Genomic DNA, 13,973 nt, shown 5'->3' on the forward strand with positions numbered 1-13,973 from the left:
CTTTCGCGCAATACCCGGCGCCGTCTGGCGCTTTACGGCGTGGGCGCCGCCGTGGCCGCGGCCGTCTGGCTGCTGCCGCGCGTCCTCCTGTGGAGCCAGCGGGGTGCTCCGGTCCGGCGCCTCGACCTCGAGGCGGCCGCCGCGATGGAGAGGCCCGAGGTGAAGCTGCTCGTCGAGATCCTGCGCCTCGACAGCTCGAACCCTCCCGGGATCACGCGGCCCGTGGTCGACGTCTTCGCGCGGGAGCTCGGCTGTGCGGGGATCCCGTACGTCCTGACGGGCGGTGACCCCCTGCGCCCGATTCTCGTGGCCCGTCTCTCGGGCCGGCGCCGCGGGGAGGCGCTGGCTCTCCTCGCGCACGCCGACGTCGTCCTGGCCGGCGACCCCGCCGTGTGGGTGAAGCCGCCGTTCGCCGGGGAGCGCGGGGACAAGGAGTACGCCTCGAACCTCATCGGGCGCGGCGTCCTCGACATGAAGGGGCAGGCGGTCGCGAACCTCCTCGCGCTCACGGCGCTTGCGCGGTCCGGCATCACACCCGCGCGCGACGTCGTGTTCGTACTGGAGTCCGGGGAGGAGTCCTACGACCAGATGCTCGGGTTCGGGTGGCTGCTCGCGAATCGCCCCGACCTCGTCGCGGGCGTCACGGACGTCTTCAACGAGGGCGGCGTCAACGAGGTGAACAAGACCGAGATCGAGAGGTTCGGCGTCGAGGTCATGCAGAAGGCGATCCTCTCCGTGGACGTCCTTGCGGCCGAAAAGGGTCCGCTCGAGGACCTCGCGGCCGTCGTGAAAGCGCGGGACGAAGCCGAGCCGCTGAAAGTGGTCGCGGCGGTCCGGGAATTCCTGCGGTTCGTCGCGCCCTCCCGCTCGGACGTCTGGGGCCGCCGGATGCTCGACGACCCCTCGAAGATCGGACCCGGGACCGAGTTCTGGAAGGTCGTGCCCGAGGTCTACCGCTCGCTCCTGAAGGACATGGCGTACACGGGCCGCATCGCAGAACGGCCCGAAGGGGGCTTCTCGATGCGCCTCGTGCGCACGCTGCTCCCGGGCTCGTCCGTCGCGGCCGCCGAGGCGGAGCTGGACGGCTGGCTCCTCGCGCGGCGCCTCACGAAGCGCATCGTCCTCAGGACCGACGACTGCTTCGCGACTCCGGCCGAAGGTCCGGCCTGGCGCGCCGTGACGGAGGTGTTCGCGTTGGATCCGGTCCGGGTGCCGGTCGGGCCCTACGTCCTGTCCGGCCAGTACACGTCGAGCTCGTTCCTCAGGGCCCGCGGGCTGCGCGCCTTCGGCGTCTCGCCCTTCGCCGTGGGCTACTTCGACGCCAGTTCGATCCACCACGACAACGAGCGGATCGTGGTCCCGTTCTATCTCGATGGGCTCGAGCGGATGAAGCGCATCCTGTTCGAGTTCGCGACCGCGCCCTGAGAGCCCGGCTGCTACACTTTGGGGCCGGAGGGGCCGTGGGACGCGTCGACTTCTACTACCACCGGGTCGGTTGAACGAGCTGCGGACGCACCCGTGCGGTGCTCGAGAAGTCGAAGGCGGACGTCGGCGAGGAGCGCCCGTCCCGTTCCCGCCCGCTCACGGACGCGGACGCGAAGGCCCTGCTCAAGGAAGTCGACGAGGTGACGCTCGCGAGGGGCAAAACGGCACGGACCCTCCCGGCACGCAAGGTCTCTCTCGACGACCTCAGGGGGCCCACGGGCAATTTTCGCGCGCCGATGCTGCGCGTCGGCCGCCGCCTCCTCGTCGGATGGCACGAGGAATCGCTCCGGGAGCTTCTGGCACGGTCCTCGCGTTGATGGTTCCCCCGCGCCGAACCGGCGGCGGGAGATGGGTTCAGGAGAACGGATGAAAAGGACTCTCGTCACGTGTGCGGCCCTGCTCGCGGCTCTGCCGGCGGCGGCCCAGGTTCAGGTCCAGACGCAGCAGACGGGCCCCGGCCCGGGCATCGCGGCCCCGCAGCAGCCGTCCCCCATCCCGTGCCCGGGCATGGGCGGACTCGAGGTCGGCCAGACGAGGACGTTCGCGTTCGAGCGGATGGCGAAGCTCGAGCCTGGAAAGGCGAAGGTCACGCGCGACGCGAAGGTCGTCCACAAGCCGGAGGGGCGGCCGTGGGTCATCACGGCCACGTTCGACTCCGACGCCGCGGACGCGAAGATCTTCGGCCTCTATTACTACGTCGACCCGCCCTCCGGCATCGGCGATGCCCTGCGCGAGCGCTACGGCAAGGGAACGGCGATTCCGTCGGCCGCGGACCAGACGTACTGGGATATCGGCTCGTGCGGCGTGCGCCTGAAATACCGCACGCGCATGAACGAGAAGCAGCGGCCGGTCGAGGAGCTCTGGGTCGACCCGATCCCGGCGAAGGGAGCTCCGGCGAAGAAGAAGGGCTGACGCGCGCGCATGAAGCGCGCCCTCCTCGCCGCGGCGGCCGCGATCGCCGCAGCGGCGTTGCTCGCGGTCGGCACCCTTCTCTTTCTCATTCGAAGAAATCTTCCGGAGCTTTCTTCCGGCAGGATTCCCGGCCTCTCGTCGCGCGTGTCGGTCGCCTTCGACGACCGCGGCGTCGCGACCGTCACGGCCGCGACCGTCCGGGACGCGCTACGCGCGCAGGGCTGGCTCACGGCCCGCGAGCGATTCTTCCAGCTCGAGCTGCAGCGGCGCCTCGCGCGCGGTGAGCTGGCGGAGATCTTCGGGGCGGCGCTCCTCCCGTCGGACCGCGCGCACCGTACGCTCGGCTTTGCCCGCGTCGCCGCGGCGGCCGTTTCGCTCCTGCCGGAAGGGGAGCGCGCCGACCTCGAAGCGCTGGCGGAGGGGATCAACGCATTCCTCGACGCGCGGCCCGGCCGGCTCGGGCTCGAGTTCGCACTCCTCCGGGTTTCGCCCCGCCGTTTCACGCCCGCCGACGCGCTCGTGGTGCACCTTCTCATGTGCGAGGACCTGTCGACGTCGTGGCGGCGCGACCTCGCACTCGAGAAGCTCGCGCGCGTCGACCCCGCCGTCCGCCGCTTCGTGTCCGACACGGCGTCGGCGGACGACGTCCTTCTCCTCCCCGACGCGGCACCCTTCCTTCCGCCGCCTCTCCCGGAGCTCGGCGGCGTGCCGCTCGCCGCGCTGGGCCTCGGGGCCCTCCGGGAAGACGAGCCGCGCGGATCGAACTCCTGGGCCGTTTCCGGGGCCCTTTCGAAGAGCGGCAAGCCCCTCTTCGCGAACGACCCTCACCTCGGGCTGACGCTTCCGGGAATCTGGCTCCCCATGCGTTTCGTCATCGCGGGCCGCCTCGTCGAGGGCGTCACGCTCCCCGGCCTGCCGGGCGTGATCCTCGGCCGGAACGCGCGCGTCTCGTGGGGCATGACGACGCTCCGGACGGACGTGCAGGACCTCTACCGCGAGACGATCGTGGGAAAGAAGGTGAAGCGGGGCGACGCGTGGGCGGACGTGATGGAGCGGACGGAGACGATCGCCGTTCGGAACGGAAAGCCCGAGACGTTCGTCGTCCGCGAGACGTCCCACGGCCCGCTCGTCCAGGGCCGCATGGCGCTGAAGTGGCCCGCGCTCGACCCGTCGCTCATGCGCGTCCCGGAGAGCGCCGTCATGACGGCGACGGACCACGAGTCTCTCTCTCGCTCGCTCGACGCGTTCCCGTATCCCGCCCACAACGTCGTATGGGCGGATGCGGCGGGCTCGATCGGCTGGCGCGCCACGGGCCTCGTCCCGATCCGGCGCGCCGGCACGGACGGCAGCGTCCCATACGACGGGGCCGACCCCGAGAACGACTGGAAGGGCTACGTCCCCCCCGCGGAGATGCCGCGCGTCGTCGATCCGCGCGAGGGCTTCGTCGTGACCGCGAACCAGCGCGACATCGGGACGCGCTTCTCTCGCCCGGTCACGACGGACTGGCCGTCGACGGAACGCGCGCGCCGCATCGCGGACCTCCTCGGCGAGGCCGCGCGCGGGAAGAGGCCGCTCGACCGCGCCGCGATGGAGGCCCTTCAGCTCGACGACGTCTCGCCCGTTCTGAAGACGACGATGGCCGCCCTCGCGCCGGACCTGCCCGAGCCGTGGAGCGCGCGCTTCGCGAGCTGGGACGGCCGCGCGGACGCGGGCTCGACGCTGTTCCTCGTCGCGCGGTCCGTACGCCGGAAATTCGCCGAGCGCGTTCTCGCCGCGTGGCGCGTTCCGCTCGAGGTCGGATTCCCCGACGTGCGGCTCCTCGAGCTCGCGCGTGCGGACGATGCGGCGTTCCGGCGGGCGCGCCTTGGTCCAAAGCGCACGCTCGTGAAAGCCGCCTTCGAGGCCGCGCGCGCCGACCTCTCCGCGCGCTTCGGCAGGGACGAGGCGCGCTGGACGTGGGGCGCGTCGAACCGGCTCGCCGTGAAGCACCCGCTCGGGCGGCTGCCCGGCCTCGGCTGGCTCTTCGACCCGCCGTCGTTCCCCCAGTCGGGCGCGGGCGGCACGCCGCGCGTCGCGACGCCGACGTACGGCCAGTCCATGCGGTTCGTCGTGGACTGGGGCGCCCCGGAGGAGGCGACGCTCGTGATCCCCTTCGGCGTTTCGGGCCACCTCGGGTCCGCGCACCGGACCGATCAGCTGACCGCGTGGCGTGGGGGCGACCCCACGGGCGCGCACACGCGCTTCGCCCGCCCGCCCGCGACGACGCTGGAGATCACGCCGTGACCGGCATCGGAGCCCTTCTCGCGGCCGTGCTGTCCGTCGCCGCGGCGCCGCAAGCGATCCCGCAGGGAGGCGTCGCGGAGGTCCGGGTCGCGAGCGACGCGCCCCTCGCGGGCCTCGCTCTCGTGGACGGCGACCGGCGCATCCCGCTCGAGCGCGACGCATCCGGCCGGGCCTTTCGCGGGCTCTTCGGCGTGGACCTCGACGCGAAGCCGGGCGGGCGCGAGCTCGTCTTCGAGTCGGGGGACGGCAGTGCGCGGACCGCGGTCAAGACGCGCGTCCTCAAGGGCTCGTTCCGCGTCCAGAAGCTCTCGGTCGACCCGAAGTTCGTCGAGGTCCCGCCGGAGGAGAAGGAGCGCGTCAAGGCGGACGCGGAGCGCGTGAACGCGGCCTACCGCAGCGCGGAGGCGGCGCGGCGGTGGACGACCTTCGGCCGCCCGGTCGCCTTCGAAGGGACGAACTTCGGTTCCCGCCGCGTCTACAACGGCCGGACGACGGGCGTCCACGCGGGCCTCGACATGGGCGCTCCGAAGGGCACGCCCGTGGCCGCGACCGCCGACGGTCGCGTCGCGCTCGCCGGCGATCTCTACTTCTCGGGCGGCACGGTCCTCCTCGACCACGGCGGAGGGCTCTTCACGATGGTCATCCACCTCTCGCGGGTCGACGTGAAAGAGGGCGACGTCGTTTCGAAGGGAGCGATCGTCGGCCTCGTGGGCGCGACGGGACGCGTGACGGGGCCGCACCTCCACTGGGCGGCACGGCTCAACGGCGCCCGCGTGAATCCCGAGTTCCTCCTCGGGCTGCGGGGTTGGCCGGCGCCGGGTCTACACTGACGGGATGAGCGTCCTCATCACGGGAAAGCTCGTGTCCCCGACCGCGACCGAGCTCGACCACGACCCCTCCCACGCGCGCGTCCCCACTCAGGCCCCGAAGGACAACGGCGGCGACGGCAGCAGCTTTTCGCCCACCGACCTTTGCGCGGCTTCGCTCGCGGCCTGCGCGGCGACGACGCTGAGCCTCTTCGCCACCCGCTCCGGGATCCCGCTCACGGGCGTGTCGTTCTCCGTCGAGAAGCACATGACGCCGGAGCCTCCGCGGCGGATCGCAAGACTCGTCCTCACGCTCACGATCGACTCGCCGTGCGGCGACGAGGACTACGGGAAGCTCGTCAACGCGGCAAAGACGTGCCCGGTGCGGCGCTCGCTTCACCCGGACGTCGTCGTCGACGAGACGTACGCCCGCGCCTGAGCGGCGCGGTCACGCGACGGGCCGGAACGTCCCCGTCGGGCTGAGCGGGATCAAATCGCCCTCGATCTCGAAACCGGCCTCGGCCCACGCGTCCAGACCACCCTCGAGAGGGCGGACGAGCCGGAGCCCGCGATCCATGAAGAGGCGTGCCACACGGGCCGCCGAGGCTTCGTTGGGTCACGTGCAGTAGAGGATGATCTCCCGATCCGCGGGCAGGAGCGCGACGTGCGCGTCGAGGTCCTCGAGGTCGATCGTGAGCGCCCCTGGGATCCGGCGCGGGTCGCGCAGGCGCGCGTTCTTCGAACGCACGTCCACGACGACGGGCGCTTCGCCCGCGTCCATGAGCGACCTGAGGTCCGCGACGCGGATGCGCGCCATCCTGAGAAAGCGGTAGAACCGGCGCCGCTGATGCCACTTGAAGAGGATGTAGAGGCCGAGCCCGCCCGCCATGACGACGAACGCCCAGCCCCCGAGACTCGCGAGGAACGAGAGCACGCGGTCGACCGCGCCGTGGAACACGGCGCCGAGGAGGAGCGCGGAGCCCGCCCAGAGGAGCGTCCCGCCCGACGTGAAGAGGAGGAAGCGCGGGTATCGGGTGCCCGACGCGCCCGCGAGGGGCGGCGCCACGGTCGAGTAGCCCGGCACGAACTTCGCGAAGAGGAGGGATGCGAGACCGTACTTCTCGAAGATTCCCTCGGTCTGGCGCACGCAGGTGTCCGGCGAGAGCGAGACGCGGCAGAGCGTCTTGAGGAGCTTCTGCCCGTAGCGGCGGCCGAGCAGAAACCAGAGCGAGTCCGCCGCGACCGTCGCGACGAACGCCGCGAGGAGAAGCCTCACGAAGGAAAGCTTGCCGTCGGCGGCGAGCGCGCCCGCGACGACGAGCGTCGGGACGGCCGGAATGGGCAGGCCGAGCTGCTCGAGGAGAACGTTCCCGAAAACGAGACTCGTTCCGTGCTTCAGGACGAGGGCGAAGAGCTCTTTCACGCCGCCCTCAGCTCACGCCTGTCGACGACGAGGAGACCGAGCCCGGGTCCACGCCGAGGCGCGCGAGCGCGCGCTCCCAGAGCGTCTCGACTCCTCGGGCAAAGGCGAGGTCGGGTTCCCACGGGAGGACGAGCCACGCGCCCTCCTCCATCTCGCCCTCGAGCTGTTCGGCGTCCCAGCCGGCGTAGCCGAGGACGAGGAGGCCCCGCGGAGGCCCGTCGCCCGGCGCCTTGTCGAAGAGCTTCGGGAGGATCTCCGCGGACGCCGAGACCCAGAGGCCGGGCGCCATCTCGTTGCAGTCCACGCCGTCGACCTGTTCGCGGAAGAGCGCGACGAGGCCGTTCGTGAGGACCGGGCCGCCGATGTGGAGCGGCGTGGCGGGGTGGAGGGTCGTGTCGAGCGGCGGGGGCAGCAGCGTCACCGCGGGCTGGCCGAGAAGACGATTGACGACCCAGCCGAGAGCCCCGTCCTTCGTGTGGTGTCCCATGAGGACGACCGTCTTCGAAAAGTTCGGGTCCTGAAGGCCGGGCCCGGCCAGCAGCAGGTACGGCGCCGTCAGGGTCTCGACCACGGGGGGAATTTACCCTAACGCGGAGGCGTGCCGGCCGCCCAGGCCGCCTTCGCGATCGAGGCGATCGCCTTCTCGCGTGCCTCGGCGCCGGTTCCGCCGCGCGTGAAGACGGCGAGGACGGCATGCGAGCCGTCGGGCAGCGTCAGGATTCCGACGTCGTTCGACGAGAGCCGCATCGTCCCGGTCTTGTCGAAGACCTCCGCGCCCTTCGGGAGGCCTGCCCGGAAGCGCCGGCCGCTCGTCGCGCACCGCCGCATCGAGTCGAGGATCCGGTCGGTGGAAGCCTTCGAGAGGAGCTCGCCCTTGAAGAGGCGGGCGAGGAGGCCGGCCATGGCGTCCGGCGTCGTTCCGTTCTGCGCGCCCCGCTCGATCGCGTCGAGGTCCTTCTGCATCGCCGCGCCGAGCCCCTTCTCGTCCAGGGAGACGCGGATGCCGGAGACCCCCTTGGAGACGAGCGTCTGTTCGACGGCGGCGGGGCCGCCCAGGAGGCGGATCAGGAGGTCCGCGGCCGTGTTGTCGCTGTCGACGAGCATCACGTCCACCATGCGCGCGACGGACACGCGCATTCCGGGCGTCCAGTGATCGTCGATCGGGCCGACCCTCTGGCGGTCCGACTCCTTCACCTCGACCTCCTGGTCGAGGCTCAGCTTGCCCCTCTCGACCGAGTCGAGGACGGCGATGGCGACGGGCAGCTTGAAGACGCTCGCCATCTGGAACGTCTCGGTCCCGCGCCAGGAGGCCGCGCGGCCGCTCTCGAGGTGCAGGACCGACACGCCCGCGACGAGGCCGCCCGTCTCGACCGCGCGCGCGGCGGCGACGATGGGATCGGGGGGCGCGGAATCGGGGGCGGGGGACGCGAGGGCAAGGAGGACGAGAGGGAGAACGAGAAGCAACTATTCCTCCAGGTAGGTGTAGTGCGTGAGGCTGTGCTCGAAGTCCTTCGCGATGGCCTTGGCCTCGGGCTCCTTGACCTTCTTGCGCTCCGTGGCCCGGCGCAGCTGGCGCCAGATGCCGTCGAGGAGCTCGTCCTTGTCGTAGTTCATGTACGAGAGCACGCGCTCGCACGACTCGCCCGGCAGCACGTCCTGGATGCGCGTGCGGCCGTCGTCGTCCACGCTCGCGAGCACCTCGTGAACCTCGCCGAAGAGGTTGTGGAGGTCGCCGAGCACGTCCTGGTAGGCCCCCACGAGGCAGAACCCGATGTAGTACGGCGTTCCCTTGTGGAAGGCGTGGAGCGGGAGCGCTTCCTTGATGTCCCTCAGGTCGATGAACTTCTCGATCTTGCCGTCCGAGTCGCACGTGATGTCCGCGAGCGTGCCGTGCTCGGACGGCTTCTCGCGCAGGCGGTGGATCGGCAGGATGGGGAACAGCTGGTCGATCGCCCACACGTCCGGCAGGGACTGGAAGACCGAGAAGTTCATGACGTACTTGTCGGCGAGCATGACCTCCAGCTGCTCGAACTCCTCCGGGACGTCCTTGAGCGTGTGGAGGAACCGGCGGATCCGCTCGCAGATGTTCCAGTAGAGGATCTCGCCCTTGCTGCGGTCCTCGAGGGACACGTAGCCGAGGTTGAAGAGCGTGAAGAGCTCTTCCTTGAACTGGAGCGCGTCGTGGTAGCTCTCGCGGACGTTCTTGGCCGTGATGCTCTGCCAGATGTCGTAGAGCTCGCGCACGACGTGGTTCTCGTCACCGTCGAGCTTGACCGAGCGGCCCTGCTCGATGCGGTCGGCCACGTCGAGAACGTTGGTGACGAGGACCGAGTGGTACGCCGTGAGCGCGCGGCCCGACTCCGTGACGAGCGTCGGGACGGGGACCTTCTCCTCGTCGCAGATCGACTTGATCGTGTAGACGATGTCGTTCGCGTACTCCTGGACCGTGTAGTTCATCGAGGAGTCGAACGCGGTCTTGCTGCCGTCGTAGTCGACGCCGAGGCCGCCGCCGAGGTTCAGGTACTGGATCTCGACGCCCGTGGCGTGGAGTTTCGCGTAGACGCGCCCCGCCTCCTTGATCGCCTGCTTGATCTTGCGGATGTCCGTGATCTGCGAGCCGATGTGAAAGTGGAGCATGACGAGCGAGTCGAGCATCTTTCGGTGCTTGAGGATCTCGACCGCCTCGAGCATCTCGGTCGTCGTGAGGCCGAACTTCGCGGCCTCGCCGCCCGACTTCGCCCACTTGCCCGAGCCGCGCGCGTAGAGCTTGCTGCGCATGCCGATGAGTGGCTTGACGCCGCGCTTCTTGGCGACGTCGAGGATCTTCTCGAGCTCGGAGACCTTCTCGAGGATGAGGACGACCGTCTTGCCCATCCGGATGCCGTTCAGGGCGAGGCGGATGAACGCGTCGTCCTTGTAGCCGTTCGTCGTGATGAGGCAGTCCGAGCCGAGGTCCTGGGAGAGCGCCGCGATGAGCTCGGGCTTGCTCCCGGCCTCGAGGCCGTAACCGTACTTGCGGCCGGACTGGATGATCTCGCGGACGACGACCTTCTTCTGGTTCACCTTGATCGGGAACACGCCGCGAAAGACGCCGTCGTAGTCGTATTCCTTGATCGCGTGGAGGAAGGCCTCGTTCAGCTCCTTGACCGCCTGGTCGAGGATCTGCGGGAAGCGGATCACGACGGGCGTCGAGATGCCGCGCAGGGCGACGTCGTCCACGACGCCCTTGAGGTCGACGAAGCGGTGGTTCTCCTTCGTCGGGTGGACGAGGAGGTTGCCGTCGTCGGAGACCGAGAAGAAGCCTTTCCCCCAGTTCTCGATGCCGTAGAGCTTCTCGGCGTCGGCGAACCGTTCGGGAGCGCGGGCGCGCGCGGGCTTCTTCGAGGCGCGCGCGAGTGCGGTGGGTGTCATCGGCGCGAATCTTAAGGGAGGCCGAGCGGGGCGGCGCGAAATTCTCTAGGATCAAGGCCGTGAAAATCCCCGTCCACGTCCTCTCGGGCTTCCTCGGCGTCGGCAAGACCACGGCCGTGAAGGACCTCCTCGCGCGCCGCGCCGACCGCGAGCGGATCGCCGTGGTCGTGAACGAGTTCGGGACGCTCGGGGTGGACGGCGCGCTCCTGTCGGACTGCGCGAGCTGCATCCTGAAGGAGGTGCCGGGCGGCTGCGTCTGCTGCACGGCGATGGCGGACCTCGAAGCCTCTCTCGAGGAGGTTTGCGACATCGTCGCCCCGACGAGGTTCGTCCTCGAGCCGACGGGCCTCGCGAGGCCGTCCGAGCTCGTGGACCTCCTGCGCGGCCCGCGCTGGGCGCAGCGCTTCGACGTGAGGCCGGTCATCACGCTCCTCGACCCGCAGCAGGATCTGCCGAAGGCGTACGCCGAAAGCGAGCTCTTCCGGGACCAGGTCGATACCGGCGACGTTCTCGTCGTCAATCGATGCGATCTGGCTTCGGAGGAAGAGATTCTTCGAGTGGAAGAGTGGGCCCAAGCGCTGGCGCCGCCGAAGCTCCGGATCGTCCGGGCGGCGCGCGGGGTGCTCCCGGACGAAATCTGGGATCTCGAGCGGCAGACCCCCGCAGCGGCTCCGGCGCTCCTCGAGGCTAGCTCCTCGCACGCCCACGCTCACGGAGATTTCCTGGAAGGGTATGTGGGCCAAGGCGTGGCGGAACCGCCGGAGCGGATTTTCGACGCGGAACGCCTGCTTGCGGCATTCGAAGAGCTCCGCTCCGGGCGGCTGACTCGCGGCGGCGTCGCCCGCGCCAAGGGGCTCTTCCACACGACCGTGGGCTGGCGCCTCCACGAAATCGCGGGCGGCCGCCTCTCGACCGCGCCGACGTCCTGGCGGCGCGACAGCCGGGTGGACGTCATTTTGAAAGATCCGAAGGAGAGAGATTTCTTAGAGTGGGAAGAGGCACTCGGCGGAGCGCTCGTGCCGGCGGATGCCCCGCTCCTGACGCTCGAAGACGGGAGGGGCGCGACGCGCGCCTTCGATCCAAGAGGCTTCGAGGCCCTCTCGCATTCACTTTCTAAGAAGATCCTCTCTTCGTCTTCTCCTGCTCCTAGCGTGGCTTTTCGCCTTGGCGACGTGCTGGCCCATGCGGGACTTGCCCGCGAGGCCGACTGGATGTGGCTCGTGATGGACTCGGGCCTCTTCGGCGTCGGCGGCCCGCGGCACATCCTCGAGAACGGGATCGTCTTTCCGGGCGACGACGGATTCCGTTTCGTGCTGCCGGACGAGGCCGCGCGCGGCGCCGAGGACGAGGTCGACGCCTGCCGCGACCTCGCGAACGTCTGCGGCGTGAAACTCGCCGATTCGCCGGGAGCCTCGCAAGCGCCGGCCGGGGAGGTCTCGTGACGGCGAAGAGCGGCCTGATCGTCTACGGCGCGAACGGTTACACGGGAAAGCTCATCGTGGACGTCGCGCTTCGCGAGGGCCTGAGGCCGGTCGTCGCGGGCCGGCGCCGGGAGGCTGTCGAACCGCTCGCCGCGGCCTGGGGACTGAACAGCCTCTGTTTTTCTCTCGACGACCCGGCGTCCGCCGCGCACCTCCTGAAGCCGTACGGCGCGATGATCCTCGCGGCCGGCCCGTTCTCGAAGACGAGCGCGCCCGCGCTCGAGGCCTGCCTCCAGGCGCGGACGGCGTACCTCGACATCACGGGCGAGGTCGACGTCTTCGAGGCGGTGTTCGCCCGCGACGCCGACGCGAAGAGGGCCGGCGTCGCGGTCCTCCCGGGGACGGGATTCGACGTCGTGCCGTCGGACTGCCTTGCGAAGGCGCTCTCGGAAGCGCTGCCGGGGGCCGAGACGCTCACGCTCGCGTTCCGGGGATTCAAGACGAGCGCCGGGACGATGAAGACGATGCTCGAAGGCATCCCGAAGGGCGGCCTCGTCCGCGAGGGCGGGAAACTCGTCACCGTCCCCGCCGCGTGGAAGACGCTGGAGATTCCGCTGGGCGACAAGACGCGCCTCGCGATGACGATCCCGTGGGGCGACCTCTCGACGGCCTTCCGTTCGACCGGAATCCCGAACATCGAGGTCTACATGGCGGTGCCGCCGTCGGCCGTCGCGGGCGCGAGGCGGATGCGCCGGTTCACGAAACTCCTCGGCCTCTCCTTCGTGCAGTCCTTCCTGAAGGCGCGCGTGGAGAAGACGGTGAAGGGTCCGACGGCCGAGGAGCGCGGCCGCGAGCGGTCGTATCTCTGGGGCCGCGTCACGAGGGGCGGGAGCGTCGTCACGGGGAAGCTCGAGACGCTCGAGGGCTACGCGCTGACCGCCGAGACCGCCGTCGCGATCGCGAAGAGAGTCCTCGCCGGAGACGTCGCACCCGGCGTCCACACGCCGTCGCAGGCGTTCGGCTCGCGCTTCATCGAGACGATCCGCGGGTCGAAGCTCGTCGTTCCCGCATGATCCCCGTCCGCCTCGCCGCCCGCCATGTCACGAGCCGCCCGCTCCGGAGCGCGCTGACGGTGGCCGCGATCGGCCTGTCCACGGGGCTCGTCGGATTCCTTTACCTCGTGAACGGCGCGCTCAAGAACGACTGGTCCGAGAACATGGGGTTTCGCGCGATGGTCATGGCGAAGACGTCCATGTTCGAGAAGCTGCCGTTGGCGTATCTCGCGAAGCTCGAGGACGTGCCCGGCGTCCAGCGCGTCTGTCCGTTCGACTTCCTGATGACGCAGTGGAAGGACGACAGGCCCGAGAACATGGTTCCGTTCCAGGCCGCGCCGGCCGACGCGTTCGTCGAGGTCTACCGCGAGGCGAAGATCCCGCCCGACCAGGTCGCCGCGTGGAAGGCCGATCCGACGGGGTGCGTGATCGGCCCCATCCTCGCGAAGCAGCACGGCTGGAGGGTCGGCGACAAGGTCGTTCTCAAGGCTCCCGTCTCGGGCGGCGTCGTCGAGACGACCGTGCGCGCGGTCATGACGTACAAGCTCGACAACGGGCTCTACGTCCACCGGAAGTACTTCGAGAACATCACGGGCGATACGGGGCAGGTCGGGATGTTCTGGATCCTCGCGAAGTCGCGCCCGGACGTCGCGAAGGTGACGGCCGAGATCGAGCGCCGGTTCGACAACGCGCCCGTTCCGATTCGCGCGATGAGCGAGAAGCAGTGGCAGCTCATGTTCATGGACATGCTCGGGAACGTGCAGGCGCTCCTCGGCGGGATCGGCCTCGCGACGGCGTTCACGCTCTTCCTCATCACGAGCAACACGCTCGCGATGTCCGCGCGCGAGAGGCGGGGCGAGGCGGCGTTGCTGCGGATCCTGGGGTTCCCCCGCAAGACCGTTCTTCAGCTCCTCGTCCTGGAGGGCGCGCTCTTCGGCGCCGTGGGCGGGATCCTCGGACTCGGCTTCATGCGGCTCTTCTCCTTCCTGATCGAGAAGGCCCTCGTCGACACGCAGTGGGCTCCGATCGGCGCGATGCTCGCGCCCGACGCGACGATGATCCTGGCCGTGACGGGACTGTCGCTGGCGGTCGCCATCGGGGCGTCGCTCGTCCCGGCGATCAACCTCTCGGGCCGGCCCGTCGTGAGCCTCGCGCGCGAGGGAGAGTAGGCCCGGGCATA

At 70.0% G+C, this 13,973-nt stretch carries 13 protein-coding genes; 9 read left to right on the forward strand and 4 right to left on the reverse strand.

The window, feature by feature from the left end; all coding sequences use genetic code 11:
• Positions 1-39: 39 nt before the first annotated feature.
• From IPL89_09530 to IPL89_09555, 6 genes are all read left to right on the forward strand, one after another.
• Entirely contained in the window at positions 40-1,425 is a 1,386-nt protein-coding gene (locus IPL89_09530) for a M20/M25/M40 family metallo-hydrolase (protein ID MBK9063419.1), read from the forward strand.
• Between the two features lie 98 nt (positions 1,426-1,523).
• On the forward strand, positions 1,524-1,802 hold the full coding sequence (locus IPL89_09535; GenBank protein MBK9063420.1) for a hypothetical protein: 279 nt from the start codon (positions 1,524-1,526) through the stop codon (positions 1,800-1,802).
• Between the two features lie 49 nt (positions 1,803-1,851).
• Positions 1,852-2,397: a hypothetical protein gene (locus tag IPL89_09540; protein MBK9063421.1), complete on the forward strand. Its 546-nt coding sequence runs from the start codon at positions 1,852-1,854 to the stop codon at positions 2,395-2,397.
• Positions 2,398-2,406: 9 nt separating this feature from the next.
• Complete coding sequence (locus tag IPL89_09545; GenBank protein MBK9063422.1) at positions 2,407-4,680, forward strand: penicillin acylase family protein; 2,274 nt, start codon at positions 2,407-2,409, stop codon at positions 4,678-4,680.
• Complete coding sequence (locus tag IPL89_09550) at positions 4,677-5,510, forward strand: M23 family metallopeptidase (protein ID MBK9063423.1); 834 nt, start codon at positions 4,677-4,679, stop codon at positions 5,508-5,510. The genes IPL89_09545 and IPL89_09550 overlap by 4 nt, the downstream gene beginning before the upstream one ends.
• Before the next feature lie 4 nt (positions 5,511-5,514).
• Complete coding sequence (locus tag IPL89_09555; GenBank protein ID MBK9063424.1) at positions 5,515-5,925, forward strand: OsmC family protein; 411 nt, start codon at positions 5,515-5,517, stop codon at positions 5,923-5,925.
• A 9-nt stretch (positions 5,926-5,934) separates the two neighbouring features.
• Here IPL89_09555 and IPL89_09560 read toward each other — a convergent pair whose 3' ends face one another.
• The 4 genes from IPL89_09560 to speA are packed head-to-tail and all read right to left on the reverse strand — an operon-like array spanning position 5,935 to position 10,320.
• On the reverse strand, positions 5,935-6,909 hold the full coding sequence (locus IPL89_09560) for a DedA family protein/thiosulfate sulfurtransferase GlpE (protein ID MBK9063425.1): 975 nt from the start codon (positions 6,907-6,909) through the stop codon (positions 5,935-5,937).
• A 7-nt stretch (positions 6,910-6,916) separates the two neighbouring features.
• Positions 6,917-7,480 carry a YqgE/AlgH family protein gene (locus IPL89_09565; protein MBK9063426.1) on the reverse strand — a complete coding sequence of 188 codons (564 nt, stop codon included), beginning with the start codon at positions 7,478-7,480 and terminating at the stop codon, positions 6,917-6,919.
• A gap of 14 nt (positions 7,481-7,494) precedes the next feature.
• Complete coding sequence (gene bla / locus IPL89_09570) at positions 7,495-8,373, reverse strand: class A beta-lactamase (protein ID MBK9063427.1); 879 nt, start codon at positions 8,371-8,373, stop codon at positions 7,495-7,497.
• Positions 8,374-10,320, reverse strand: coding sequence for a biosynthetic arginine decarboxylase (gene speA / locus IPL89_09575; protein ID MBK9063428.1), 1,947 nt, complete (start codon positions 10,318-10,320; stop codon positions 8,374-8,376).
• Positions 10,321-10,379: 59 nt separating this feature from the next.
• Here speA and IPL89_09580 point away from each other — a divergent pair, with 59 nt between their 5' ends.
• The 3 genes from IPL89_09580 to IPL89_09590 are packed head-to-tail and all read left to right on the forward strand — an operon-like array spanning position 10,380 to position 13,962.
• The gene (locus IPL89_09580; GenBank protein ID MBK9063429.1) at positions 10,380-11,762 is read left to right on the forward strand and encodes a GTP-binding protein; all 1,383 of its coding nucleotides are present in this window, start codon (positions 10,380-10,382) and stop codon (positions 11,760-11,762) included.
• A complete protein-coding gene (locus IPL89_09585; protein MBK9063430.1) occupies positions 11,759-12,814 on the forward strand; it encodes a saccharopine dehydrogenase NADP-binding domain-containing protein in 1,056 nt (351 codons plus the stop codon). The genes IPL89_09580 and IPL89_09585 overlap by 4 nt, the downstream gene beginning before the upstream one ends.
• The gene (locus IPL89_09590; protein MBK9063431.1) at positions 12,811-13,962 is read left to right on the forward strand and encodes an ABC transporter permease; all 1,152 of its coding nucleotides are present in this window, start codon (positions 12,811-12,813) and stop codon (positions 13,960-13,962) included. The genes IPL89_09585 and IPL89_09590 overlap by 4 nt, the downstream gene beginning before the upstream one ends.
• Positions 13,963-13,973 lie beyond the last annotated feature (11 nt).

This window comes from Acidobacteriota bacterium (assembly GCA_016716715.1).
GTDB lineage: Bacteria > Acidobacteriota > Thermoanaerobaculia > UBA5066 > UBA5066 > Fen-183.

Bases quoted from the DNA above. Each gene is read 5' to 3' on its own strand.
- IPL89_09540 (MBK9063421.1), top strand. From the start codon at position 1,852: ATGAAAAGGACTCTCGTCACGTGTGCGGCCCTGCTCGCGGCTCTGCCG.
- IPL89_09545 (MBK9063422.1), top strand. From the start codon at position 2,407: ATGAAGCGCGCCCTCCTCGCCGCGGCGGCCGCGATCGCCGCAGCGGCG.
- IPL89_09555 (MBK9063424.1), top strand. From the start codon at position 5,515: ATGAGCGTCCTCATCACGGGAAAGCTCGTGTCCCCGACCGCGACCGAG.
- speA (MBK9063428.1), bottom strand. From the start codon at position 10,320: ATGACACCCACCGCACTCGCGCGCGCCTCGAAGAAGCCCGCGCGCGCC.
- IPL89_09590 (MBK9063431.1), top strand. From the start codon at position 12,811: ATGATCCCCGTCCGCCTCGCCGCCCGCCATGTCACGAGCCGCCCGCTC.